Here is a 24,221-nt window from a genome sequence, read left to right as displayed (position 1 = left end):
CAGTGGATCAGAAAATGACCAAAAAGCTGTTATAAAGTTGCGCGCCTACACCAACAAGAGCCCTGCCTAATGCGTTCATTTTTCAAGACATGGCTGACCATTTGCCTATTATTGCCACTGGCCGCCCACGCCACCAACCGTGAGCAACGTCTTCCCACCGGCTTTTCCGGATCGACCGCCCATTCCACGGCCACCCGCTCTACCAAGAGCGTAGCCAGCAAGCCCCAGCACTCGCGCCGCAGCCACGGCGCCTCGCAAACCGTGGCGCAAATGCCGCCGAGCCAGAGCAGCGACGTGCTCAGCCGCGCCGTCAACCAGCTGGGTACGCCTTATCGCTGGGGCGGCAGCACCCCGGGCAAGGGCTTCGATTGCAGTGGCCTGGTCAAATACGCCTTCAACGACATCGACGCCGTCGACCTGCCGCGCACCTCGAACGCGATGGCCAGTGGCGACCACGGCGTGAAAGTCGATCGCAGCGACCTCAAGCCAGGTGACCTGCTGTTCTTCAACATCAAGAGCCGCCGGGTAAACCATGTTGCCATCTACCTCGGCAACGACCGCTTCATCCACGCCCCGCGTACCGGCAAGCGCGTCACCATCGACACGCTGAACAAGCCGTACTGGGACAAACGCTACGTGGTGGCCAAACGCGTACTGCCGCAACAGCAAGAACAGTTGCGCCTGGCCAAACGCTAGAAGGCCGAGGGCGAACGCATGTTCGCCCGGGCACACTCCCCACTGATGTCTCCACGCGCCAGCAACCCCTGAAGACAACTGTCCAGGGTTTGCATCCCCTGTCCCGCGCCGGTCTGCATCGCTGAATACAACTGCGCCTGTTTGCCTTCGCGAATCAGGTTGCGCACAGCGGGGGTCGCCACCAGGATCTCCTGCACGGCGACCCGCCCGCCTGCCGCTCGCGGCACCAACACCTGTGACACCACGGCCCGCAGCGACTCGGCCAGCAAACTGCGCACCATCGCCTTTTCCTCGCCGGCGAAGACATCGACGATACGGTCAATGCTTTTCACCGCCGACGCCGTGTGCAGCGTCGCCAGCACCAGATGCCCGGTTTCCGCAGCGGTCAGGGCCAGGCGGATGGTTTCCAGGTCGCGCAGTTCGCCGAGCATGATGACGTCCGGGTCCTGACGCAGCGCCGCCCGCAAAGCCTGGGCGAAACCAAGGCTGTGGCGGTGGATTTCACGCTGATTGACCTGGCTGCGCAGCGGCTCATGGATGAACTCGACAGGGTCTTCCAGCGTGAGAATGTGCAAGGCGCGCTGGCGATTCAGATGCTCCACCAGCGCGGCCAGGGTGGTGGACTTGCCCGACCCGGTGGGCCCGGTGACCAGCACCAGCCCGGAGTCGACGTCCACCAACCGCTTGAACGCCTCTCCCAGCCCCAGTTGTTCCAGGCTCGGCACCCGCTCCGGCAGCAAGCGCAAGACCGCCCCGGCGCCATGCAATTGTTCGAAGGCATTCACCCGGCAACGCGGTGTGTCCGGCAAGGCCACGGCGAAGTCCAGGTCGCGGCGCTCCTCGAACTCGCGCTGCTGCCGTTCAGTCATGATCTGCGCAAGCAGCGCCCGCATCGTCGCCGGTTCCAGAGGCGGCAGATCCAATGGACGCATCTGCCCATCCACACGGATATTCGGCACCCGGCCAGCCGCCAGGTGCAGATCGGAAGCGCTCTCCCTGAGCGCCAGGGCCAACAGCCCGGTCATTTCCATAAGACTCCCCAAAGACTGACAAGCGGGTAGAATGCCCCGGACCCAATGACCCGCTGGCATCGAATCCATGTCCACCATAGCAGACAACCTTTCCACGCTTGCCGGCCGCATCCAGGGCGCCGCCGCGGCTTGCGGACGTGACCCTGCGAGCATCCAGTTGCTGGCCGTGAGCAAGACCAAACCCGCCGAAGCCGTACGCGAAGCCTTCGCCGCCGGCGTGCGCGATGTCGGCGAGAACTACCTTCAAGAAGCACTCGGCAAACAGCAACAATTGACCGACCTGCCCTTGACCTGGCACTTCATCGGCCCCATTCAGTCGAACAAGACCCGCGCCATTGCCGAACATTTCGACTGGGTACACTCGGTGGATCGACTGAAAATCGCACAACGCCTCTCGGAACAACGCCCGGCCAACCTGGCGCCGCTGAACCTGTGCCTGCAGGTCAACGTCAGCGGCGAGGACAGCAAGTCCGGCTGCACGCCCGAAGACCTGCCGGCCCTGGCCGCCGCCGTCGCCGCGCTGCCAAACCTGCGCCTGCGCGGCCTGATGGCCATTCCCGAACCCACCGACGACCGCGCGGCGCAAGACGCCGCCTTCGCCCGCGTGCGGGACCTTCAAGACAGCCTCGGACTGGGCCTCGACACCCTGTCCATGGGCATGAGCCATGACCTGGAAAGCGCCATCGCCCAAGGCGCGACCTGGGTCCGCATCGGCACCGCGCTGTTCGGCGCCCGCGACTATGGCCAGGCCTGATCCATGCACCTTTCACCTTCTTCTATCAAGGACCTGACATGAGCAAGACTCGTATTGCCTTTATCGGCGCAGGCAACATGGCCGCCAGCCTGATCGGCGGCCTGCGCGCCCAGGGCCTGGAAGCCGCGCAGATCCGCGCCAGCGACCCGGGCGCCGAGCAACGGGCGAAAATCCACGCCGAACACGGCATCGAACTGTTCGCAGACAACGCCAGCGCCGTCGAAGGCGCCGACGTTGTCGTACTGGCGGTCAAGCCGCAGGCCATGAAAGCGGTCTGCGAAGCCTTGAAGCCAAGCCTGAAACCCGAGCAACTGGTGGTCTCCATCGCCGCCGGCATCACCTGCGCCAGCATGAACAACTGGCTCGGCGCGCAGCCGATCGTTCGCTGCATGCCCAACACCCCGGCACTGCTGCGCCAGGGCGTGAGCGGCCTGTACGCCACCGCCGAAGTCAGCGCACAGCAACGCGAGCAAGCCGAGCAATTGCTTTCGGCGGTTGGCATCGCCCTGTGGCTGGACAGCGAGCAACAACTGGACGCGGTCACCGCCGTGTCCGGCAGCGGCCCGGCGTACTTCTTCCTGCTGATCGAGGCCATGACCGCCGCCGGCGAAAAACTCGGCCTGCCGCGAGAAACCGCCTCCAGGCTGACCCTGCAAACCGCCTTGGGCGCCGCTCACATGGCAGTGTCCAGCGATGTCGACGCAGCCGAGCTGCGCCGCCGGGTCACCTCGCCCAACGGCACCACCGAAGCGGCAATCAAATCGTTCCAGGCTGATGGTTTCGAAGCACTGGTAGAGAAGGCGCTGGGCGCCGCGGCACATCGTTCAGCGGAAATGGCCGAACAACTGGGCAACTAAGGAGCGTGAAATGATCGGACTGAGTACCGCTGCAATTTTCATCCTGCAGACCATCGGCAGTCTTTATCTGCTGATCATCATGCTGCGCTTCATCCTGCAACTGGTCCGCGCGAACTTCTACAACCCGCTCAGCCAGTTCGCCGTGCGCGCCACCCAGCCGCTGCTGAAACCCATGCGCCGGATCATCCCGAGCCTGTTCGGCCTGGACATGTCTTCGCTGGTGCTGGCGATCATCGTACAGATGGCGCTGATGGGCGCGATCCTGATGCTGCTCTACGGCACCATCGGCAACCCTTTGCAGTTGCTGATCTGGTCGCTGATCGGGGTCACCGCGCTGTTCCTCAACATCTTCTTCTACGCCCTGATCATCAGCGTGATCCTTTCCTGGGTCGCGCCAGGCAGCCACAACCCGGGCGCCGAGCTGATCAACCAGATCTGCGACCCGTTCCTCGCTCCGTTCCGCCGCATCCTGCCGAACCTGGGCGGCCTGGACATCTCGCCGATCCTGGCGTTCATGGCGCTCAAGCTGCTCGACATGCTGGTCATCAACAACCTCGCGGCCATGACCCTCATGCCCGAAGTGTTGCGTCGGCTGGTCTGATCGTAGCGTCAGCGACACCCGCCAGGCCCGCGCCACGAACACCCGTGGCGCCGGGCCCGGTATCGATTCCCGCATCCCCCGGCACATTGCTTGCCGCCCACTCCGGTGGTCTTTAGACTTACGCCTCATTCAGATGTGAGCAGGGTCGATGTCCACTGTCTTTCCCGAAGATTCGGTCGGTCTGGTAACACCGCAACTGGCGCAGTTCGACGAGCCCCTGGCCCTGGCCTGCGGTCGCGCCCTGGCCTCCTACGAGCTGGTCTACGAAACCTACGGCACGCTCAACAGCAGTGCCAGCAACGCCGTGCTGATCTGCCACGCGCTGTCCGGTCACCATCACGCGGCCGGCTACCACAGCGTCGATGACCGCAAGCCCGGCTGGTGGGACAGTTGCATCGGCCCCGGCAAGCCCATCGATACCAACCGTTTCTTCGTGGTCAGCCTGAACAACCTCGGCGGCTGCAACGGCAGTACCGGCCCGAGCAGCGTCAATCCGGCGACCGGCAAGCCCTACGGCGCCGACTTCCCGGTGCTGACGGTGGAAGACTGGGTGCACAGCCAGGCGCGCCTGGCCGACCGACTGGGCATCCACCAGTGGGCGGCGGTGGTGGGCGGCAGCCTCGGCGGCATGCAAGCACTGCAATGGACCATCACCTACCCGGACCGCGTGCGCCACTGCCTGGACATCGCTTCGGCACCCAAGCTCTCGGCCCAGAACATCGCCTTCAACGAAGTGGCACGCCAGGCCATCCTCACCGACCCGGAATTCCACGGCGGTTCATTCCAGGACCAAGGCGTGATCCCCAAGCGCGGCCTGATGCTGGCCCGCATGGTGGGCCACATCACCTACCTGTCCGATGACTCCATGGGCGAGAAATTCGGCCGCGAGCTGAAGAGCGACAAGCTCAACTACGACTTCCACAGTGTCGAGTTCCAGGTCGAAAGCTACCTGCGCTACCAGGGCGAGGAATTCTCCGGCCGCTTCGACGCCAACACCTACCTGCTGATGACCAAGGCGCTGGACTACTTCGACCCGGCCGCCAGCCACGGTGGCGACCTGGCTGCGACCCTGGCCCATGTCACGGCGGACTACTGCGTGATGTCCTTCACCACCGACTGGCGCTTCTCGCCGGCCCGCTCGCGGGAAATCGTCGACGCGCTGATCGCCGCGCGGAAAAACGTCTGCTACCTGGATATCGACTCGCCTTACGGCCACGACGCCTTCCTGATCCCGACCCCGCGCTACATCCAGGGTTTCACCAACTACATGAACCGCATCGTCTGCTGAGGAATCCATGAGAGCCGATTTGGAAATCATCCAGGACTGGATCCCCGCCGGCAGCCGCGTGCTCGACCTCGGTTGCGGTAACGGTGAACTGCTGGCTTCGCTGCGCGACACCAAGCAGGTCGCGGGCTATGGCCTGGAAATCGACGCCGACAACATCGCCCAGTGCGTGGCCAAGGGCGTCAACGTCATCGAACAGGACCTCGACAAGGGCCTGGGCAACTTCGCCAGCAACAGCTTCGACGTGGTGGTCATGACGCAGGCCCTGCAGGCCGTGGAGTACCCGGACCGGATCCTCGACGAAATGCTGCGGGTGGGCCGCCAATGCATCATCACCTTCCCCAACTTCGGCCATTGGCGCTGCCGCTGGTACCTCGCGACCAAGGGTCGCATGCCGGTCTCGGACTTCATGCCGTATACCTGGTACAACACGCCGAACATCCATTTCTGCACCTTCGAAGACTTCGAGGCGCTGTGCAGCGAACGCCGTGCGCAAGTCCTCAACCGCCTGGCGGTGGACAATCGTCACCGCAACGGATGGGGCGGCCGGCTTTGGCCTAATCTTTTAGGGGAAATCGGCATTTATCGTGTAAGCAGCCCCGGCCTGCAGGAGCACAAGGTCGCGGTCTAATTCGCCCAATCAGAGGATACGATCATGCGTCGCCTAGCCATGTTTCTGTTCAGCCTGTGCCTGGCCCTGCCAGTGCTGGCTGCCGATGCCGCAAAACCGGAGCGCAAGGAAGTCTTCGGCGATGTCACCGTGCATTACAGCGTCTTCAACTCCGCCTTCCTGCAGCCGACCACGGCACAGGCCAGCGGGCTGGTACGCAGCAAGAACCAGGGCGTACTGAATATCACCGTGCTCAAGGGCGGCAAGCCGAGCACCGCGAGCGTCAGCGGCACCATCAGCGACCTGACCAGCCGCAAGAGCAACCTGAGCTTCAAGCAGGTCACCGACCAGGGCGCCGTCTATTACCTGGCCCAGTTCCCGGTGGAACAGCCCGAAACCCTGACCTTCTCGATCACGGTCGGCTCGGGCGACGCCAACAACACCTTCAGCTTCAACCAGGAAGTCTTCCCAGGCGAATGATGAACATCAAGCAACTCGTATTGGCCAGCCACAACGCCGGCAAACTCAAGGAACTGCAGGCCATGCTCGGTGACACCGTGCAACTGCGCTCCATCGGTGAATTCAGCAGCGTCGAGCCGGAAGAAACCGGCCTGTCGTTCGTCGAGAACGCCATCCTCAAAGCCCGCAATGCCGCGCGCATCTCCGGCCTGCCGGCACTGGCCGACGATTCGGGCCTGGCGGTGGACTTCCTCGGCGGCGCACCCGGCATCTATTCGGCGCGCTATGCCGACGGCAAGGGCGACGCGGCGAACAACGCCAAGCTGCTGGACGCTCTGAAAGATGTCCCGGAAGCCGAACGTGGCGCGCAGTTCGTCTGCGTCCTGGCGCTGGTCCGCCACGCCGATGATCCACTGCCGATCCTCTGCGAAGGGCTGTGGCACGGGCGCATCCTGACCGCCGCCAGCGGCGAGCACGGTTTCGGCTACGACCCGCTGTTCTGGGTCCCTGAGCGCAACTGCTCCAGCGCCGAACTGGCCCCTGTCGAGAAAAACCAACTGAGTCACCGCGCCCGCGCCATGAGCCTGCTGCGTCAACGTCTGGGCCTGGCATGACCGAAAAAACGCCGGCACAGCCACTGCATCTGGGCGAGGCTGGCTTCACGTCCCAAACGCCAAGGGCGGCCTTGCCGCATCTGCCGCCTTTGGCGCTGTACATCCATATTCCGTGGTGCGTGCGCAAATGCCCGTATTGCGACTTCAATTCCCACGCCGCCACACCCGAACTGCCTGAAGACGCTTACGTCGACGCGCTGCTGGCCGACCTCGACCAGGAATTGCACGCCGTATATGGCCGGCCGATCAGCTCGATCTTCTTCGGCGGCGGCACGCCCAGCCTGTTCAGCGCCAAGGCGCTGGGCCGCCTGCTGGTCGGGGTGGAGCAGCGCATTCCGTTTGCCAGCGATATCGAGATCACCCTGGAAGCCAATCCGGGGACCTTCGAGCAGGAGAAGTTCAAGGCCTACCGACAGTTGGGAATCAACCGACTGTCCATCGGCATCCAGAGCTTCCAGCAGGCCAAGCTCGAAGCGCTCGGCCGCATCCATAACGGCGACGAAGCGATCCGCGCCGCCGCCATGGCGCGCAATGCCGGCTTCGACAACTTCAACCTGGACCTGATGCACGGGCTGCCAGACCAATCGCTGGACGACGCCCTGGCCGACCTGCAACAAGCCATCGACCTCGGCCCGACGCACCTGTCCTGGTACCAGTTGACCCTGGAGCCGAACACCGTGTTCTGGAACCAGCCGCCGGTGCTGCCGGAAGACGACATCCTTTGGGATATCCAGGAAGCCGGTCAGGCCCTGCTCGCGAAAAACGGCTTCCACCAGTACGAAGTTTCCGCCTACGCCCAGGCCGGACGGGCGGCCCGGCACAACCTGAACTACTGGAGTTTTGGCGACTTCATCGGTATCGGCGCGGGGGCGCACGGCAAGCTCAGTCATCCGGACGGGCGCATTCTGCGCACCTGGAAAACCCGTCTGCCCAAGGACTACCTGAACCCGGCCAAGGCCTTCAAGGCCGGCGAAAAGCTGCTGCCGGTGGATGAACTGCCCTTCGAATTCTTGATGAACGCCCTGCGCCTGACCGACGGCGTCGACGCTACGCTGTTCAGCCAGCGAACCGGGCTGCCACTGGAACAACTCACCGCGGCGCGCCGGGAAGCAGAACAAAAAGGCCTTTTACAAGTCGAACCGACGCGACTGGTCGCCACCGCGCGCGGCCAGTTGTTCCTCAACGACCTGTTGCAGTACTTCTTGACCTAAGGAAAGCGCATGGACCTGGTACTCGACCTGCTCTCAACCATCTCCCGCTGGAGCCGTAGCAACCTGTCGGAAATCTCGCTGGCGCTGGTCGGCTGCCTGCTGGTGCTGTTCGGCACCGACATCAAAAGCTGGGTCGAAGGACGCCTCGGCGGCCTGGCCGGGGCTTTGCGGGTGCCGTTCATGGCCTTGCTGGTGCTGATCGGCAGCGGCGCTGCGCTGATCTATGCCACCCCGTGGGTGGTGAAGGGACTGGGCCAGTTCAACAACTACGCGCTGGCGCCGGTGTTGCTGGTGGTGCTGGTATTGATCGGCGTTGTGGCTGATCGGCGGGGATAAAGCAATCGCGACGGTTCGTCGCCTCGACAAGCTCGCGCCTAAAGGTCCGGTGTATTCGAGACCAGTAGGAGCGAGCTTGCTCGCGAAGGACCGCACAGCGGTCCCGTTACATCAGTCAGCCAGTTTCTCGTACTTCAAATCCCAAACCCCATGCCCCAGCCGCTCGCCGCGGCGTTCGAACTTGGTGATCGGGCGTTCTTCAGGACGCGGCACATAGGTGCCATCCGCCGCCTGGTTGCGATAACCCGGCGCGACGTTCATCACTTCCAGCATGTATTCGGCATACGGTTCCCAATCGGTCGCCATATGGAATACACCGCCCACCTTCAACTTGCGACGCACCAGCTCGGCGAACTCCGGCTGGACGATGCGGCGTTTGTGGTGACGGCTCTTGTGCCACGGATCAGGGAAGAACAGCATCAGGCGATCGAGGCTGCCGTCAGCGACGCACGTGTTCAGCACCTCGATGGCATCGCAGTCATACACCCGCAGGTTCTTCAGGCCCTGGGTCAGCACACCGTTAAGCAGCGCGCCGACACCCGGACGGTGCACTTCGACACCGATGAAGTCCTGATCCGGCGCGGCGGCGGCCATCTCCAGCAAGGAGTGCCCCATGCCGAAACCAATCTCCAGGGTGCGTGGCGCCGAACGGCCGAACACCTGGTCGTAATCGACCGGGCTGTCGGCCAGCTTCAGGATGAACAGCGGGCCGCCCTGGTCCAGGCCGCGTTGCTGGCCTTCGGTCATGCGGCCGGCGCGCATCACGAAACTCTTGATACGGCGGTGTTGGCGCTCTTCGCCTTCGGCGGCGATCGGCGATTCTTGCGATTCAGTCATCAGAGGCTCTTACTTGATCAGGCCATCCAGCGGCGACGAGGCGCTGGCATAGAGTTTTTTCGGCATGCGGCCGGCCAGGTAGGCGAGGCGGCCGGCGACGATGGCGTGTTTCATGGCTTCGGCCATCATGATCGGCTGCTGCGCGTGGGCAATCGCCGAGTTCATCAGCACCGCCTCGCAGCCCAGTTCCATGGCGATGGTGGCGTCGGAAGCGGTACCGACACCGGCGTCCACCAGCACGGGTACCTTGGCTTCCTCGAGGATGATCTGCAGGTTGTACGGGTTGCAGATCCCCAGGCCCGTGCCGATCAGACCGGCCAGCGGCATGACCGCGATGCAGCCGGCTTCGGCCAGTTGGCGGGCGATGATCGGGTCATCGCTGGTGTAGACCATCACGTCGAAACCATCCTTGACCAGCACTTCGGCGGCCTTGAGGGTTTCGATCACGTTGGGGAACAGGGTTTTCTGGTCGGCCAGGACTTCCAGCTTGACCAGGTTGTGGCCGTCGAGCAGTTCGCGGGCCAGGCGGCAGGTGCGCACGGCTTCGACCGCGTCGTAGCAACCGGCGGTGTTCGGCAGGATGGTGTAGCGGTCTGGCGGCAGTACGTCGAGCAGGTTCGGCTCGCCCGGGTTCTGGCCGATGTTGGTCCGGCGCACGGCGACGGTGACGATCTCGGCACCCGAGGCCTCGATGGCCAGGCGGGTTTCTTCCATGTCACGGTACTTGCCGGTGCCGACCAGCAGGCGCGACTGGAAAGTACGACCGGCCAGGGTGAAGGGCTTGTCGCTACGAACGTTGCTCATCGGTAATCCTCTTGAAGGTTGAGGGACTTGCAGGTGAAGCGCGGGGGCCTAGCCGCCGCCGATGGCGTGGACAACTTCCACCTGGTCGCCTTCGCTCAACGCGGTGCTGTCGTGCTGGCTACGCGGCACGATGTCCAGGTTCAGTTCGACCGCCACCCGACGCCCAACCAGGTCGAGCCGGCTCAGCAGGGCCGCGACGCTTTCGCCGTCGGGCAATTCGAAGGGTTCACCGTTCAGTTGAATGCGCATGCGCACGGCCGCCATTATTTTTAGGGGCCCGCATTCTAGCGCCGATCCGCGCCCGAACCCAAGGCCGGGCGACACCATTCGTCACGATTTTCGACCCGCGAGTCAGTTCATCCGCCAGGCCGCCAGACCCAGGCACAACCAGCCGGCGAGGAAGGCGGTTCCGCCCAATGGCGTGATGATGCCGAGCTTGCTGATACCGCTCAGGGTCAGCAGGTACAGACTGCCAGAGAACAGCAGGATGCCGAGGCCGAACAGACCGCCGGCCCAGTTCACCAGCCGTCCCGGCAGGTGCACGCTGAGCACCGCGACGCCGATCAGCGCCAGCGCGTGGACCAGTTGATAGGTGACGCCGGTGTGGAAGATCGCCAGGTATTCAGGGGTCAGCCGGCCCTTGAGTCCGTGGGCGGCGAAGGCACCGAGGGCCACGCCGGTAAAGCCGAAGAACGCCGCAAGCATCAGGAAGCTACGAAGCATGGAACAACTCCTTGGGGTGCACAGGGCCTGTATAATGGCCCGCTCATCCGCCGCGGCCAAGCCATCACCATGCTGTCATCCGTATTTCGACGACTCGCTCGTGCCCTGCTCTGGTTCGCCGGAGGCAGCGTATTGCTGGTGCTGATCTTTCGCTGGGTGCCGCCGCCGGGTACGGCGCTGATGGTCGAGCGCAAGATCGAATCCTGGTTCGACGGCCAGCCCATCGACTTGCAGCGCGACTGGGAGCCTTGGGAACGAATCTCCGATGTGCTGAAAGTGGCGGTCATCGCCGGCGAAGACCAGAAATTCGCCAGCCATTGGGGCTTCGACTTCACGGCCATCCAGGCGGCGCTGGCGCATAACGAGCGCGGCGGCAGTGTCCGCGGGGCCAGCACCCTCAGCCAGCAGGTGGCCAAGAACCAGTTTCTCTGGTCCGGCCGAAGCTGGGTGCGCAAGGGGCTGGAAGCCTGGTTTACCGCGCTGATCGAATTGCTCTGGTCGAAGGAGCGGATCCTCGAGGTCTACCTCAACAGTGCGGAATGGGACGACGGCGTGTTTGGCGCCCAGGCCGCGGCTCGCCATCACTTCGGCGTCGACGCCAGTCGGTTGTCGCGCCAGCAGGCCAGCCTGCTCGCCGCCGTACTGCCCAACCCGCGCAACTGGAGCGCCAGCCAGCCGAGCACTTATGTAGCGCGGCGGGCCGGGTGGATTCGGCAGCAAATGGGGCAGTTGGGTGGCGACAGTTATCTGGAGCAGTTGCAGGGGCGATGATTTCGGCCCTACAGCCAATAAAAAAGCCCGACCTTTCGAGTCGGGCTTTCTATTTCTGACACCTGGAAAATCAGGCTGCGATCAGGGCTTTCACCTTGTTCATCGCGTTCTTTTCCAGTTGGCGGATACGCTCCGCCGAAACACTGTACTTGGCCGCCAGGTCATGCAGCGTGGCCTTTTCCTCGGCCAGCCAGCGCTGATAGAGGATGTCGCGGCTACGGTCGTCCAGGCCCTGCAATGCTTCGTGCAGGTTGTTCGAGGAGCTATCGCTCCAGTCGGCATCTTCCAGTTGGCGAGCCGGATCGTAGCGGTGGTCTTCCAGGTAGTTGGCTGGCGACTGGAAGGCGCTGTCGTCATCGGCTTCGGCAGCCGGGTCGAAGGCCATGTCCTGGCCGGTCAGGCGACTTTCCATCTCGCGGACTTCCCGCGGCTCCACACCCAGGCTTTCGGCGACGCGATGCACTTCGTCGTTGTTCAGCCAGGCCAGACGTTTCTTCTGGCTGCGCAGGTTGAAGAACAGCTTGCGCTGCGCCTTGGTGGTCGCAACCTTGACGATCCGCCAGTTGCGCAGGATGAACTCGTGGATCTCGGCCTTGATCCAGTGCACCGCGAAGGACACCAGACGCACGCCCATTTCCGGGTTGAAGCGTTTGACTGCTTTCATCAGGCCGACGTTGCCTTCCTGGATCAGGTCGGCCTGGGCCAGCCCGTAGCCGGAATAGCTGCGGGCAATGTGTACAACGAAGCGCAGGTGCGCAAGCACCATTTGCCGAGCAGACTCAAGATTTTGCTCATAGTAGAGACTCTCGGCCAGTTCACGCTCCTGCTCGGCAGTCAGCAGTGGAATGCTGTTCACCGTATGTACGTAGGCCTCCAGGTTCGCACCCGGGACCAAGGCGTAGGCAGGTTGCAACGAAGTGGTCATACGAAAAAACCTCCGACTCACTAAACTCGTGCCCATGGGCACTGCCAACATTGACCGGAAACCGCTAAACAAGTTCCCTGAAAACCAAAAGAGTCAATACCAGCAAAAAGACACTATCGTGGTGCCAGCTCACTCAGATGCCGGGCCACCGCGATCCATGCACCGATATACCCTAACAGTACCGCACCAAGCAAGAGCGACAGACCATCGGCAGACGGCACGCCCGCCAGGGCGAAATCGCTGCCATACAGCCCTGACAGGTCGACCACCGCGTCATTCAGCCAGTTCAGCCCGAATGCCAGCACGCCCCACGACAGAATCCCCGCGCCCAGCCCGTACAACGCACCCATATAAAGAAAGGGGCGACGCACATAGCTGTCGGTTCCGCCGACCAGCTTGATGACTTCGATTTCCGTCCGGCGGTTCTCGATATGCAGGCGGATGGTGTTGCCGATCACCAGCAGCAGCGCGGACACCAGCAGAACGGTGAGGCCAAAGACGAAGCGATCACCCAACTTGAGGATCGCCGCCAGCCGCTCTACCCAGACCAGATCGAGCTGCGCCAGCTCAACACGCGGCAGCTCCGACAAACGCTGACGCAAAGCTTCGAGGGTGGCTTTATCGACTTCCGCCGGGGTCACCACCACCACACCGGGCAGCGGGTTGTCAGGCAGTTCACGCAGCGCTTCGCCCAGACCGGACTGCTGCTGGAACTCGTTGAGCGCCTGTTCGCGGCTGACGTACTCGGCATCGGCCACGCCCGGCAGGGTCTTGATCTGCTCGCGCAGGGCCTCGCCATCACGGGCGCTGGCGTCCAGCTTCAGGTACAGGGAGATCTGCGCGGCGCGCTGCCAGGAGCCGCCAAGCCGTTCGATATTGCTCAGGATCAGCGACAGGCCCATCGGCAGGCTGAGTGCCACCGCCATGACCAGGCAGGTGAAGAAGCTACCGATCGGCTGCTTGCCCAAGCGACGCAGGCTGTCCACCAGGCTGGCGCGGTGGCTTTCCAGCCAGGCATGCAGCAGGGTGCGGAAATCCGGGCCGTCGTCATCGTCATGGCCCTTCTTCTTTTTCTCCGGTTGCGCGTCGGCCGGCTTCGGCGCTACCCGTTCGGATACTTTTGGACTGCGTGTCGCACTCATTGCCCGGCCTCCCCATCGCCGATCAGGCGACCGCGCTGCAGCGTCAGCATGCGATGGCGCATACGCGCGATCAGCGCCAGGTCGTGGCTGGCGATCAGCACGCTGGTGCCCAGGCGGTTGATATCTTCGAAAACACCCATGATCTCCGCGGCAAGGCGCGGGTCGAGGTTACCGGTGGGTTCGTCCGCCAGCAGCAATGCCGGGCGGTGAACGATGGCGCGGGCGATGCCGACCCGCTGTTGCTGGCCGGTGGACAGGTCGCCGGGGAACAGCGCGGACTTGTCGGAAAGCGCCACCCGCTCCAGTGCCGAGTCGACGCGTTTGGCGATCTCGACCTTGGACAGGCCGAGAATCTGCAATGGCAGGGCGACGTTATTGAAGACGGTGCGGTCGAACAGCAACTGGTGATTCTGGAACACCACGCCGATCTGGCGGCGCAGGAACGGGATCTGCGCATTGGTGATCTGGCCCAGATCCTGGCCGGCCAGCAGCAACTTGCCGCTGGTCGGACGCTCCATGGCCAGCAGCAGGCGCAACAGGGTGCTCTTGCCGGCACCGGAGTGACCGGTCACGAACAGAAATTCGCCCCGCCGTACCCGAAAACTCAACTCATGCAGGCCAACGTGACCATTCGGGTAACGCTTGGCGACCTGTTCGAATCGAATCATGGGTGCTCCCGCTCGGCAAACAGTGCTTTAACGAAGGATTCTGCTTCGAACGCGCGCAGATCGTCGATGCCTTCACCTACGCCAATATAGCGAATGGGCAGACCGAACTGCTTGGCCAGGGCGAAAATCACCCCGCCCTTGGCGGTGCCGTCCAGCTTGGTCAGGGCCAGGCCAGTCAGTTCAACGCTCTGGTTGAAGTGCTTGGCCTGGTTGATGGCGTTCTGGCCAGTGCCGGCGTCGAGTACCAGCAGCACCTCGTGTGGCGCATCGGCGTCGAGCTTGCCAATCACCCGGCGAACCTTCTTCAGCTCTTCCATCAGGTTGTCTTTGGTGTGCAGGCGGCCGGCGGTGTCGGCGATCAGCACATCGACACCACGGGCCTTGGCGGCCTGCACGGCATCGAAGATTACCGAGGCCGAGTCGGCGCCGGTGTGCTGGGCGATGACCGGGATGTTGTTGCGCTCACCCCAGACCTGCAACTGCTCCACCGCCGCGGCACGGAAGGTGTCGCCGGCGGCCAGCATGACTTTCTTGCCTTCGAGCTGGAGCTTCTTGGCCAGCTTGCCGATGGTGGTGGTCTTGCCGGCGCCGTTGACGCCAACCACCAGGATGACGAACGGCTTGCCCTGCGACTGAATCCGCAGCGGTTGCTCCACCGGCTTGAGCAGCCCGGCCAATTCGTCCTGCAGCGATTTGTACAGTGCGTCGGCGTCCGCCAGTTGCTTGCGGGCGACCTTCTGGGTCAGGTTCTGCACGATCAGAGAGGTGGCCTCGACACCGACGTCGGCGGTCAGCAGACGGGTTTCGATTTCATCAAGCAGGTCGTCATCGATGGCCTTCTTGCCGAGGAACAGGCTGGCCATGCCCTCGCCGATGCTGGCGCTGGTCTTCGACAGGCCTTGCTTGAGGCGGGAGAAGAAGCCGCCTTTGGTTTCTTCGACAACAGCGGGAACTGGCGCCGGCTCGACCACCGGAGCGGGGACGGGGGCAGGGGCTGGAGCCGCAGCGACAACCACCGGAGCAGGCTCGACGACCGGCGCGACGGGCTCGGGAGCAGGCGCGACGTGAACAGGCTCGGGTTGCGGGATTGGCGCGGGTTGCGGCTCAGGTTCGACATGAACGACTTCAACCGCCCGCTCGGGAATAACTGGCGGCTGGTGAGGTTCGAGGTCAGGCACCAGCGCGACCGGCTCTTCCGGCACCGGCAGCACCAGGCTGGACGGCGCGGCGAGCGGCGCTTCAGGCGCAACCGGAGCCAGCACTTCAGGGGCGATGGCCGGCGCCGCGCTGACCTGAGGCTCCGGCACTACGGCGGGAGCGGGCTCGGGAGCGATCGGGGCGGGGCTTTCAGGCTGTTCGACAACAGGTTGCTGGGGCTTCTTGCGCAGCCAGCCGAACAGGCCTTTCTTTTCACCGGGCGCAGCCGGCGTTTTCTTGTCGTCGTTGGAACCAAACATGGAAGACGGCTATCTCAGGGTGGCGATGCGCCTGCTTGGCGCGTCAGAATTCTTTTAACGCAGAAGAGACTCTTTTAAATCCGGCTCGTTCGTGCGCGTCGTCTATTTTGTCGAGGGGCCTTTGCGGCGACATCCTCGACAGGCATGGTCGCCAGGCAACCGGATCAGTATCCTAGCACCTCCTAGCCCGCCGACGCTAAGGCCATGCGGGCAGCCCAACAGGTTGAACTACGAATGAATGCTCTAGCCCGCCGTGCCGCTGGCCTGCTGCTCAGCACGATTTGCCTGCCCCTGGCGGCCCTCGCCGCCGACCCGCAACCCACCCACGAATTCATCCTCGACAACGGCCTGAAAGTCGTCGTACGCGAAGACCATCGCGCCCCGGTGGTGGTTTCGCAGGTCTGGTACAAGGTCGGCTCCAGCTACGAGACCCCGGGCCAGACCGGCCTGTCCCACGCTCTTGAGCACATGATGTTCAAAGGCAGCGAGAAGGTTGGCCCCGGCGAGGGCTCGCGCATCCTGCGCGACCTCGGCGCCGAGGAAAACGCCTTCACCAGCGACGACTACACCGCTTATTACCAGGTCCTGGCCCGTGATCGCCTGAACGTCGCCCTGGAACTGGAAGCCGACCGCATGGCCAGCCTGCGCCTGCCGGCCGACGAGTTCAGCCGCGAAATCGAGGTCATCAAGGAGGAGCGCCGCCTGCGCACCGACGACAACCCTGGCTCCAAAGCATTCGAACTGTTCAAGGCGATGGCCTACCCGGCCAGCGGCTACCACACGCCGACCATCGGCTGGATGGCCGACCTGCAGCGCATGAAGGTCGAAGAGCTGCGTCACTGGTACGAATCCTGGTACGCGCCGAACAACGCCACGCTGGTAGTGGTCGGCGACGTCACGGTCGATGAAGTGCGCAAGCTGGCCGATCGCTGGTTCGCCGGCATCCCGAAACGCACCCTGCCGCCAACCAAGCTGCCGCTCGAACTGGCCGAGCCCGGCCAGCGCCAATTGACGGTGCACGTGCGCACACAACTGCCGAGCCTGATCTACGGCTTCAACGTGCCGGGCCTCGCCACCGCGAAGAATCCTCGTGAAGTGCATGCCCTGCGGCTGATTTCGGCCCTGCTCGACGGCGGCTACAGCGCCCGCATGGCCAGCCGTCTGGAGCGCGGCCAGGAGCTGGTAGCCGGTGCCTCGACCCGCTATGACCCGTTCACCCGCGGCGACAGCCTGTTCGTGCTCTCGGCAACCCCGAACACGCAGAAGAAAAAGACCCTCGCCCAAGTCGAAACCGGTATCTGGCAGTTGCTCGACGAACTGAAGACCACCCCGCCCAGCGCCGAAGAGCTGGAGCGCGTGCGCGCCCAGGTGATCGCCGGCCTGGTCTACGACCGCGACTCCATCAGCAGCCAGGCCACCACCATCGGCCAACTGGAGACGGTCGGCCTGTCCTGGAAGCTGATCGACAACGAGCTGGACGAGTTGAAAAGCGTGACCCCCGCGGACATCCAGAACGCCGCGCGCACCTACTTCACCCGCGAGCGCCTGAGCATCGCCCATGTACTGCCCGAGGAGCGCGCCCAATGAGCCAGCAGACCATGCCCCGCTTCAACCTCAAGGGCCTCGGCATTCTCGCGCTGGCCGTAGCCCTGGCCGCGCCCGCCTACGCCGACAGCACCCCGGCCTCCGCCGCCAAGCCGACCAACACCCTGCAGTCGCTGGCCGAGCTGGATGGCAAGGCACCGAGCCACCGCGCCCTGAACATCCAGACCTGGAACACCGCCGAAGGCGCGCGGGTGCTGTTTGTCGAAGCCCACGAATTGCCGATGTTCGACCTGCGCCTGACCTTCGCCGCCGGCAGCAGCCATGACGGCGCCACCCCCGGCATCGCCTCGCTGACCAACGCCATGCTCAATGAAGGCGTGGCCGGCAAGGACGTCAGCGCCATCGCCCAGGGCTTCGAAGGCCTGGGCGCCGACTTCGGCAACGGCGCCTACCGCGACATGGCGGTAGCCTCGCTGCGCAGCCTGAGCGCTGCCGACAAGCGCGAGCCGGCGTTGAAGCTGTTCGCCGAAGTAGTGGGCAAGCCGACCTTCCCGAAAGACGCCCTGACCCGGATCAAGAACCAGATCCTCGCCGGCTTCGAGTACCAGAAACAGAACCCCGGCAAGCTCGCCAGCCAGGAACTGTTCGCGCGTCTGTACGGCCAGCACCCCTACGGCCACCCGAGCGACGGCACCGCCAAGACCATTCCGCCGATCACCCTGGAACAACTGCGCGCCTTCCACGCCAAGGCCTACACCGCTGGCAACACGGTGATCGCCCTGGTCGGCGACCTCAGCCGCGCTGACGCCGAGGCCATTGCCTCGCAAGTCTCCGCCGCGCTGCCGGAAGGCCCGGCGCTAGCCAAGGTCGAAGCGCCCGCCGAGCCCAAAGCCGGCGCGACGCACATCGACTTCCCGTCCAAGCAGACGCACCTGCTGCTGGCGCAACTGGGCATCGACCGTAACGACCCGGACTACGCCGCCCTCTCGCTGGGCAACCAGATCCTCGGCGGTGGCTCGTTCGGCACCCGTCTGATGAGCGAAGTGCGCGAAAAACGCGGGCTGACCTACGGCGTCTACTCCACCTTCGTGCCGATGCAGGCGCAAGGGCCGTTCATGATCAACCTGCAGACCCGCGCGGAACTCAGCGAAGGCACGCTCAAGCTGGTGCAGGACCTTCTCAGCGATTACCTGAAGACCGGCCCGACCCAGCAGGAACTGGACGACGCCAAGCGTGAACTGGCCGGCAGCTTCCCGCTGTCCAATGCCAGCAACGCGAGCATCGTCGGCCAACTGGGCGCCATCGGCTTCTATAATCTGCCGCTGACCTACCTTGAAGACTACATGCGCCAGTCCCAGGAACTGACCGTGGAACAGGTTCGCGACGCGCTGAACCGCCACCTGTCGGCCGACAAACTGGTGATCGTCACCGCCGGCCCCAAGGTGCCGCAGCAGCCGCTGCCACCACCCCTCGATAAACCCGCCGAGCAGCCGCTCGGCGTACCGGAGCATTAATGGCCAGTCCATCCAAGCCGCAAACGGGCCCAGGCCAGTTGCGCATCATCGCCGGCGAATGGCGCAGCCGTCGCCTGAGCTTCCCCAGTGCCCCCGGCCTGCGCCCGACGCCGGACCGGGTGCGGGAAACCGTGTTCAACTGGCTTGCCGCGCACATCGAAGGCGCCAAGGTGCTGGATGCCTTCACCGGCAGCGGCGCCTTGTACCTGGAAGCCCTGTCCCGCGGGGCCGGCGATTCCGTGGCGCTGGACAGCAATTCCGCGGCCATCGCCAGCCTGCGGCAGAACCTCGAACTGCTGCGCTGCCCGCGCGGCCAGGTATTCCAGAGCGATGCCCAGCGTTACCTGCAAGGTGAGCCCAAGCTCGCCTTCGACGTGGTGTTCCTCGACCCGCCGTTCCACCAGGACCTGCTGCCGAGCACCTGCGCCCTGCTCGAAGAGCGCGGCTGGCTGGCCGATCGCGCCTGGATCTACACCGAGAGCGAGACCTCGCCTTCGTCGCTGAACCTGCCGGGCAACTGGCGCCTGCACCGCGAGAAAAAAGCCGGTCAGGTGTACTACGCGCTGTGGGAGCGCGGCTGATCTGAGCCAAAACCGCCTGCGAGACCTAAGTACCGCAGGCGGTTTTTCCGGTCACTGACACTACTCCGCCCATCACCCGCGGAGCTTCCCACCATGCGATCACACCGCCGTCGGCATTACCTTGCCGGTACCTTGCTGGCTGCCCTTTCTTCAGCGGCCGCCGCAGATACCCCGACACCGCCACTCCAGCAGTTCACCCTCGACAACGGCCTGCGGGTTTACCTGCGCGAGGACCACCGGGCGCCCCTGGCGGTCTCTCAGCTCTGGTACCACGTCGGCTCCAGCTATGAGCCACCCGGACAGTCCGGCCTTTCCCACGCCCTCGAACACCTGATGTTCGAAGGCAGCGGCAAGATCGCCCCCGGACAGTACTCCCGGATCCTGTCGCGCCTCGGGGCCGAAGAAAACGCCTTCACCCTCGATGACGCCACCGTGTTCCACCAGACCTTGCCCGTCAGCCGGCTGGAAGTTGCCCTGGAGGCCATGGCCGATGCCATGGGCAGTGCGCTGCTCGGTGAGACGGAGTTCGACCGTGAAATCGCCGTCGTCATGGCCGAGCGTCGCACCGACCATGACGACGACCCGTTCGTGCTGACCCGAGAACGCTCGCAGGCACTGGCGTACAGCCAAAGCAGCTATCGCACCCCGACGATCGGCTACCGGCATGACCTCGAACGCATGGCTGTGAACGACCTGCGCAATTGGCACCAAGCCTGGTTCCACCCGAACAACGCCACGCTGGTGATCGTCGGCGACATCACCTTGAGTCAGCTCCGGCCACTGGTCGAGCGGCAGTTCGCCGGCCTGCGCAAAGCCGAACTACCCGCCAGCAGGTTGCCCAGAGAACTTGATCCGCCGGGAGAACGACGGCTGGAAGTGGCGTTGCCGGGGCTCAACGAAGGCGTGAGCATGCGCTTCAATGCACCCAGCCTCGCGACCGCCGAATCTCCTGCCCATGCCTATGCCCTGAGCCTGCTCTCGCACCTGCTCACGGAAGGTGTCAGCTCGCGCCTGACGCGCAAACTGGCGCGCGAGGAAGAACTGCTGACGTATATCAGCTCCGATTATTCGGCCTATCAACGAGGCGACTCGCTGTTCTCCCTCCACGCCTTCCCCAACGCGCAGAAGCAGATCAGCCTGCGCCAGGCGGAAGAGGCGATCTGGATCCTGATCGAGGACCTCAAACAGTCCCCTCCCAGCGAGCAGGAACTGCAACGCGCCAAAGCCCGCCTCACCTCCAGCATGGTGTTCGTGCGCGATTCGATGGATAGACAGGCCGACGCCATCGGCATCTTTTCCGCCAGCGGCCTCGACCCGACCCTGCTCGACACGGAAATCCGCGAGGTTCAGAAGGTCTCGGCGCTACAGATACAGGACGCGGTTCGCGACTACCTGACCCGTGACCGCCTGACCGTGACCTACATGCACGACAAGGAGCGCACGCATGAATGACCTGAACAGAGCCCTGCGAATGGGCGCCGGCCTGCTGTGCGCCTGGGCGTACGCTGCCCTCGCCACCGCGCAACAGAATGATGGTTTTGGCGGACTGACCTCGGTGGCGGGGCTGGACAGGCAGCAAACCGACATGCGCATTCCCAAGGTGCAGTCCTGGAACACCGAGGCGGGCAGCCGCGTGCTGTTCGTGCCGGCCCGTGAACTGCCGATGATCGACATCGAGGTGCGTATCGCGGCGGGCAGCGCGGCCGACGCCGACAAGCCGGGGCTGGCGGCACTGACGCTGTACATGATCGATGAAGACACCCGCGACAGAAGCGCCTATGAACTGGCCGAACGGCTCGACAGCCTGGGCGTGAAGTTCTCGAAGTCGATCCATCGGGACTACGTGAAGTTGTCGTTGCGCAGCCTCAGCGCGTCCGAACAACAGGACGCGGCGGTTGATCTGTTGATCGAAATGCTCGCCCGCCCGGCCCTCAAGGATGCGCAACTGCAGCTCATGAAGTCGCAATGGCTGGCCATCGAGGAACGGCGGCGCAATGTGCCTGCCGCGATGCTGAAGAACGGGTTGTACCGTCACCTGTTCGCCGGACACCCCTACGCCGAGCCGTCCCATGGCCTACCGGAGACGGTCAAGGCGTTGACCGTCCAAGAGCTGGAAAACTTCCACGCCAGCCATTACGTTGCCCGCAACCTCAGCCTGTCCATCGTCGGCGATCTCAGCCAGGCCGATGCCCAGGCCATCGCGCAGAAGATCAGCCAGGCCCTGCCGGCAGGCACCGCTCAGCCTCGACTGCCGGTTCCGGCCCTGGCCGAGCCGGAAATCCTCCACCTCGAACGCCCAGGCTCGGCGACCACCGTGATGCTGGCCTTTGCGCTAACGGTGCACCGAAGCGACCCCGATTACCTTCCGCTGCTGCTCGCCAGCGAGATTCTGGGCGGCGGCATCAGTTCCCGCCTGATGCAAGAACTGCGTGTCGCGCGTGGCCTGAGCTATGGCATCAGGGCCAATCTGATCGCTCTGGACTCAGCCGGTATGCTGGGGATCGAGTGGGATGTTGCGGCCGGCCACAACGACGCCTCCCAGGACCTGGTGCTGGAAACCGTGAAAACACTGATCAGCCAGGGGCCGACCCAGGAGGAACTGGACGAGGCCCAGCAGCAACTGGCCGTGCACACGCTAAAACAGGTGTCACAGAACGGATCGCTCGCGGAACTGCTGACCCAGTTCAACGGTGACCGGGCAGCACTCGACCAGTATTTCGCCAACCTCCAACACGCACCGACCCTGACGCCCAATGACATCAAGGCGGCGCTCCAGCGTCACCTGGACCCGGAGCGGGCCGTGTTCATCAGCATCGGCCCGGACGAGAAACAAACCGACCTGCCGCCTCGCTATCCGTCCGAAGCCCCACTCGCCGCGGTACAGCGTTACTGATTTGTGGCAAGTTAGGCAGGACATCACTGGATAACCGACATGTCCTGCCTTCCCTCCGATTTTCGCCCGGCCCTCGGCCTCTCCAACCCTCACCTGCAAACCCTCTGGGGTCCGCTGTGGCGCAAGTCGATAGCACTGGATCACCAGCGCGAACGCGTGTGGCTGGCCGACGGCGATTTCCTCGACCTGGACTGGAGCGGCCCCCGCGACAACACTTCGCCCCTGGTGCTCGTGCTGCACGGGCTCACCGGCTCGTCCTCCTCGCATTACGTGGTCGGCCTGCAACACGCGCTGAACGCCCGCGGCTGGGCCAGCGTGGCGGTGAACTGGCGCGGTTGCTCGGGCGAGCCGAACCTGCTGCCGCGCAGCTACCACTCCGGTGCCAGCGGAGACCTGGCCGAAGTGATCGCCCACCTCCGCGCCCTGCGGCCGTCGGCGCCGCTGTACGCGGTGGGTTATTCATTGGGCGGGAATGTGCTGCTCAAATACCTGGGCGAGACCGGCTCGGCGAGCCAGTTGCAGGCCGCCGTGGCGGTGTCGGTGCCGTTTCGCCTGGACCAGTGCGCCGACCGCATCAGCCTGGGCTTCTCGCGGGTTTACCAGCGGCATTTCATCCGCGAAATGGTCACCTACGTGAAGAACAAGGAGCGGCACTTCCAGCACCAAGGCCACCACGAAGGGCTGGAGGCCCTGGCCCGGCTCGGGCCGCTGACCAACCTGCGCACGTTCTGGGACTTCGACGGACGCATCACCGCGCCGCTCAATGGTTTCGATGACGCCCACGACTACTACAAGCGCTCGTCCAGCCGCTACTACCTGGGCGAGAACCGCACGCCAACGCTGATCATCCAGTCCCGCGACGACCCGTTCGTCTTCAGCCACAGCCTTCCCGAAGCCTGTGAGTTGGCCAGCAGCACCCGCCTTGAGCTACACGCTCATGGCGGTCATGTCGGCTTCATCGAGGGCAGTCTGCGCCAGCCGGGGTATTACCTGGAACGGCGTATCCCCGAGTGGCTGGCGCAGCAGGCGGGCCGTTAATCGCCGGTCGCGATTTGGTGCTGCGGATTATTGATCCACTCGCTCCACGAGCCCGCGTACAGCGGCGCCAGCGGATAACCGGCCAGGCTCAGGGCGAACAGGTTGTGGCAGGCGGTAACCCCGGAACCGCAGTAGGCCACCAGCGACTCCGGCTTGCGCGCACCGATCAGTTTAGTGAAGCGGGCCTTTAGCTGGTCGGCGGGCAGGAAGTGGCCGTCGGCACCCAGGTTGTCGGTGAACGCCGCGCATTGCGCGCCGGGAATGTGCCCGGCCACCGGGTCGATCGGCTCCACTTCACCGCGAAAACGCGGCAGGGCGCGGGCATCGAGCAAGGTCAGGGCCGGGTCGCCCAGACGCTCGCGCAATTGCTCGGCACTGATCAGCAACGCCGAATCCGGCTCGCCGCTGAACGTGCCTTCGCGCTTGTCCGCCAGGTCCAGGCTCAGCGGCAGGCCCGCCGCATGCCAGGCCTTGAGGCCACCATCGAGCAGGTACACGCCGCTGCGCTTGCCCAGCCAGGCGAGCAACCACCAGGCCCGCGCGGCGAATGCACCGGGGCCGTCGTCATAGAGCACCACGTCGCTGTCGTTATCGATGCCCCATTGCTGCAGGCGCTCGATCAACCGCTCCGGTTGCGGCAGCGGATGGCGTCCGGTCACACCCTTGACCACTGGCGCGCTCAGGTCGCGTTCCAGATCGGCGAAATGCGCCCCGGCAATATGCCCCTCGGCATAGCTGCGCTGGCCGTAATCCGGATCTTCCAGGGCAAAACGACAATCGAGAATCACCAGCTTCGGCTCGCCGAGGCGTTCCGCCAGTTGCCGGGGTGCGATCAGTTGCGCGTGAGGCATGACAGTCTCCATATCGAT

The 24,221-nt window shown here is 64.2% G+C and carries 27 protein-coding genes; 17 read left to right on the top strand and 10 right to left on the bottom strand.

Annotated elements, in window-relative coordinates:
• The first annotated feature begins 69 nt into the window (after positions 1 to 69).
• Complete coding sequence (locus NTD88_RS23330) at positions 70 to 696, top strand: C40 family peptidase (protein ID WP_262156349.1); 627 nt, start codon at positions 70 to 72, stop codon at positions 694 to 696.
• On the opposite strand, the gene NTD88_RS23325 is transcribed toward NTD88_RS23330, so the two are convergent.
• Entirely contained in the window at positions 693 to 1,727 is a 1,035-nt protein-coding gene (locus NTD88_RS23325; RefSeq protein ID WP_262128860.1) for a type IV pilus twitching motility protein PilT, read from the bottom strand. The genes NTD88_RS23330 and NTD88_RS23325 overlap by 4 nt on opposite strands.
• A 67-nt stretch (positions 1,728 to 1,794) precedes the next feature.
• Between NTD88_RS23325 and NTD88_RS23320 the strand changes: the two genes are divergently transcribed.
• The 9 genes from NTD88_RS23320 to NTD88_RS23280 all read left to right on the top strand — a co-directional run bounded on the left by NTD88_RS23320 (position 1,795) and on the right by NTD88_RS23280 (position 8,454).
• On the top strand, positions 1,795 to 2,481 hold the full coding sequence (locus NTD88_RS23320; protein ID WP_262156350.1) for a YggS family pyridoxal phosphate-dependent enzyme: 687 nt from the start codon (positions 1,795 to 1,797) through the stop codon (positions 2,479 to 2,481).
• A 38-nt stretch (positions 2,482 to 2,519) separates the two neighbouring features.
• A complete protein-coding gene (proC, locus tag NTD88_RS23315) occupies positions 2,520 to 3,338 on the top strand; it encodes a pyrroline-5-carboxylate reductase (RefSeq protein WP_095156336.1) in 819 nt (272 codons plus the stop codon).
• Between the two features lie 10 nt (positions 3,339 to 3,348).
• Positions 3,349 to 3,939 carry a YggT family protein gene (locus NTD88_RS23310; RefSeq protein ID WP_095156337.1) on the top strand — a complete coding sequence of 197 codons (591 nt, stop codon included), beginning with the start codon at positions 3,349 to 3,351 and terminating at the stop codon, positions 3,937 to 3,939.
• Between the two features lie 148 nt (positions 3,940 to 4,087).
• Positions 4,088 to 5,227 carry a homoserine O-acetyltransferase gene (locus NTD88_RS23305; RefSeq protein WP_262156351.1) on the top strand — a complete coding sequence of 380 codons (1,140 nt, stop codon included), beginning with the start codon at positions 4,088 to 4,090 and terminating at the stop codon, positions 5,225 to 5,227.
• A 7-nt stretch (positions 5,228 to 5,234) separates the two neighbouring features.
• Positions 5,235 to 5,855, top strand: a complete 621-nt coding sequence (gene metW / locus NTD88_RS23300; RefSeq protein ID WP_095156339.1) for a methionine biosynthesis protein MetW — start codon at positions 5,235 to 5,237, stop codon at positions 5,853 to 5,855.
• Between the two features lie 24 nt (positions 5,856 to 5,879).
• A complete protein-coding gene (locus NTD88_RS23295) occupies positions 5,880 to 6,314 on the top strand; it encodes a DUF4426 domain-containing protein (protein WP_262156352.1) in 435 nt (144 codons plus the stop codon).
• Positions 6,311 to 6,907: an RdgB/HAM1 family non-canonical purine NTP pyrophosphatase gene (gene rdgB, locus NTD88_RS23290; protein WP_110970329.1), complete on the top strand. Its 597-nt coding sequence runs from the start codon at positions 6,311 to 6,313 to the stop codon at positions 6,905 to 6,907. Before NTD88_RS23295 ends, rdgB begins: the two co-directional genes overlap by 4 nt.
• On the top strand, positions 6,904 to 8,118 hold the full coding sequence (hemW, locus tag NTD88_RS23285) for a radical SAM family heme chaperone HemW (RefSeq protein ID WP_262156353.1): 1,215 nt from the start codon (positions 6,904 to 6,906) through the stop codon (positions 8,116 to 8,118). The genes rdgB and hemW overlap by 4 nt, the downstream gene beginning before the upstream one ends.
• Before the next feature lie 9 nt (positions 8,119 to 8,127).
• On the top strand, positions 8,128 to 8,454 hold the full coding sequence (locus NTD88_RS23280; protein ID WP_095156343.1) for a DUF3392 family protein: 327 nt from the start codon (positions 8,128 to 8,130) through the stop codon (positions 8,452 to 8,454).
• Between the two features lie 111 nt (positions 8,455 to 8,565).
• Here the strand turns inward: NTD88_RS23280 and trmB are convergent, their stop codons facing one another.
• From trmB to NTD88_RS23260, 4 genes are all read right to left on the bottom strand, one after another.
• Positions 8,566 to 9,291, bottom strand: a complete 726-nt coding sequence (gene trmB, locus NTD88_RS23275) for a tRNA (guanosine(46)-N7)-methyltransferase TrmB (protein ID WP_262128855.1) — start codon at positions 9,289 to 9,291, stop codon at positions 8,566 to 8,568.
• A 9-nt stretch (positions 9,292 to 9,300) separates the two neighbouring features.
• On the bottom strand, positions 9,301 to 10,095 hold the full coding sequence (locus tag NTD88_RS23270) for a thiazole synthase (RefSeq protein ID WP_065758185.1): 795 nt from the start codon (positions 10,093 to 10,095) through the stop codon (positions 9,301 to 9,303).
• Positions 10,096 to 10,143: 48 nt separating this feature from the next.
• Positions 10,144 to 10,344 (bottom strand): sulfur carrier protein ThiS, encoded by a 201-nt coding sequence (gene thiS / locus NTD88_RS23265; RefSeq protein ID WP_095156493.1) that lies wholly within the window; start codon positions 10,342 to 10,344, stop codon positions 10,144 to 10,146.
• A gap of 102 nt (positions 10,345 to 10,446) precedes the next feature.
• Entirely contained in the window at positions 10,447 to 10,818 is a 372-nt protein-coding gene (locus NTD88_RS23260; protein ID WP_095156345.1) for a DUF423 domain-containing protein, read from the bottom strand.
• 69 nt (positions 10,819 to 10,887) lie between these two features.
• Here NTD88_RS23260 and mtgA point away from each other — a divergent pair, with 69 nt between their 5' ends.
• Positions 10,888 to 11,589, top strand: coding sequence for a monofunctional biosynthetic peptidoglycan transglycosylase (gene mtgA, locus NTD88_RS23255; protein ID WP_262156354.1), 702 nt, complete (start codon positions 10,888 to 10,890; stop codon positions 11,587 to 11,589).
• A gap of 70 nt (positions 11,590 to 11,659) precedes the next feature.
• Here mtgA and rpoH read toward each other — a convergent pair whose 3' ends face one another.
• The 4 genes from rpoH to ftsY form a co-directional block, all read right to left on the bottom strand.
• Positions 11,660 to 12,514: an RNA polymerase sigma factor RpoH gene (rpoH, locus tag NTD88_RS23250; protein ID WP_095156347.1), complete on the bottom strand. Its 855-nt coding sequence runs from the start codon at positions 12,512 to 12,514 to the stop codon at positions 11,660 to 11,662.
• A 113-nt stretch (positions 12,515 to 12,627) separates the two neighbouring features.
• Positions 12,628 to 13,656: a permease-like cell division protein FtsX gene (gene ftsX, locus NTD88_RS23245; protein ID WP_262128852.1), complete on the bottom strand. Its 1,029-nt coding sequence runs from the start codon at positions 13,654 to 13,656 to the stop codon at positions 12,628 to 12,630.
• A complete protein-coding gene (gene ftsE / locus NTD88_RS23240; protein WP_095156349.1) occupies positions 13,653 to 14,324 on the bottom strand; it encodes a cell division ATP-binding protein FtsE in 672 nt (223 codons plus the stop codon). Before ftsE ends, ftsX begins: the two co-directional genes overlap by 4 nt.
• The gene (gene ftsY / locus NTD88_RS23235; RefSeq protein ID WP_262156355.1) at positions 14,321 to 15,781 is read right to left on the bottom strand and encodes a signal recognition particle-docking protein FtsY; all 1,461 of its coding nucleotides are present in this window, start codon (positions 15,779 to 15,781) and stop codon (positions 14,321 to 14,323) included. Before ftsY ends, ftsE begins: the two co-directional genes overlap by 4 nt.
• A gap of 234 nt (positions 15,782 to 16,015) precedes the next feature.
• On the opposite strand from ftsY, the gene NTD88_RS23230 reads away from it, so the two are divergent.
• The 6 genes from NTD88_RS23230 (at position 16,016) to NTD88_RS23205 (ending at position 23,352) form a co-directional block, all read left to right on the top strand.
• On the top strand, positions 16,016 to 17,368 hold the full coding sequence (locus NTD88_RS23230; RefSeq protein ID WP_262156356.1) for a M16 family metallopeptidase: 1,353 nt from the start codon (positions 16,016 to 16,018) through the stop codon (positions 17,366 to 17,368).
• The gene (locus NTD88_RS23225) at positions 17,365 to 18,840 is read left to right on the top strand and encodes a M16 family metallopeptidase (protein ID WP_262156357.1); all 1,476 of its coding nucleotides are present in this window, start codon (positions 17,365 to 17,367) and stop codon (positions 18,838 to 18,840) included. The genes NTD88_RS23230 and NTD88_RS23225 overlap by 4 nt, the downstream gene beginning before the upstream one ends.
• Positions 18,840 to 19,421 (top strand): 16S rRNA (guanine(966)-N(2))-methyltransferase RsmD, encoded by a 582-nt coding sequence (rsmD, locus tag NTD88_RS23220; protein ID WP_110970319.1) that lies wholly within the window; start codon positions 18,840 to 18,842, stop codon positions 19,419 to 19,421. The genes NTD88_RS23225 and rsmD overlap by 1 nt, the downstream gene beginning before the upstream one ends.
• Before the next feature lie 93 nt (positions 19,422 to 19,514).
• The gene (locus NTD88_RS23215; RefSeq protein WP_262156358.1) at positions 19,515 to 20,873 is read left to right on the top strand and encodes a M16 family metallopeptidase; all 1,359 of its coding nucleotides are present in this window, start codon (positions 19,515 to 19,517) and stop codon (positions 20,871 to 20,873) included.
• The gene (locus tag NTD88_RS23210; RefSeq protein WP_262156359.1) at positions 20,866 to 22,314 is read left to right on the top strand and encodes a M16 family metallopeptidase; all 1,449 of its coding nucleotides are present in this window, start codon (positions 20,866 to 20,868) and stop codon (positions 22,312 to 22,314) included. The genes NTD88_RS23215 and NTD88_RS23210 overlap by 8 nt, the downstream gene beginning before the upstream one ends.
• A gap of 39 nt (positions 22,315 to 22,353) precedes the next feature.
• Complete coding sequence (locus NTD88_RS23205; RefSeq protein WP_262156360.1) at positions 22,354 to 23,352, top strand: hydrolase; 999 nt, start codon at positions 22,354 to 22,356, stop codon at positions 23,350 to 23,352.
• Here the strand turns inward: NTD88_RS23205 and NTD88_RS23200 are convergent.
• Positions 23,349 to 24,203 carry a sulfurtransferase gene (locus tag NTD88_RS23200; protein WP_095156355.1) on the bottom strand — a complete coding sequence of 285 codons (855 nt, stop codon included), beginning with the start codon at positions 24,201 to 24,203 and terminating at the stop codon, positions 23,349 to 23,351. The genes NTD88_RS23205 and NTD88_RS23200 overlap by 4 nt on opposite strands.
• Positions 24,204 to 24,221: the final 18 nt, after the last annotated feature.

The organism is Pseudomonas sp. 20P_3.2_Bac5 (genome assembly GCF_025466035.1).
GTDB lineage: Bacteria > Pseudomonadota > Gammaproteobacteria > Pseudomonadales > Pseudomonadaceae > Aquipseudomonas.
The sequence above is the reverse complement of the archived record's forward strand: the minus strand, read 5'-3'. Positions and strand labels throughout refer to the sequence as shown.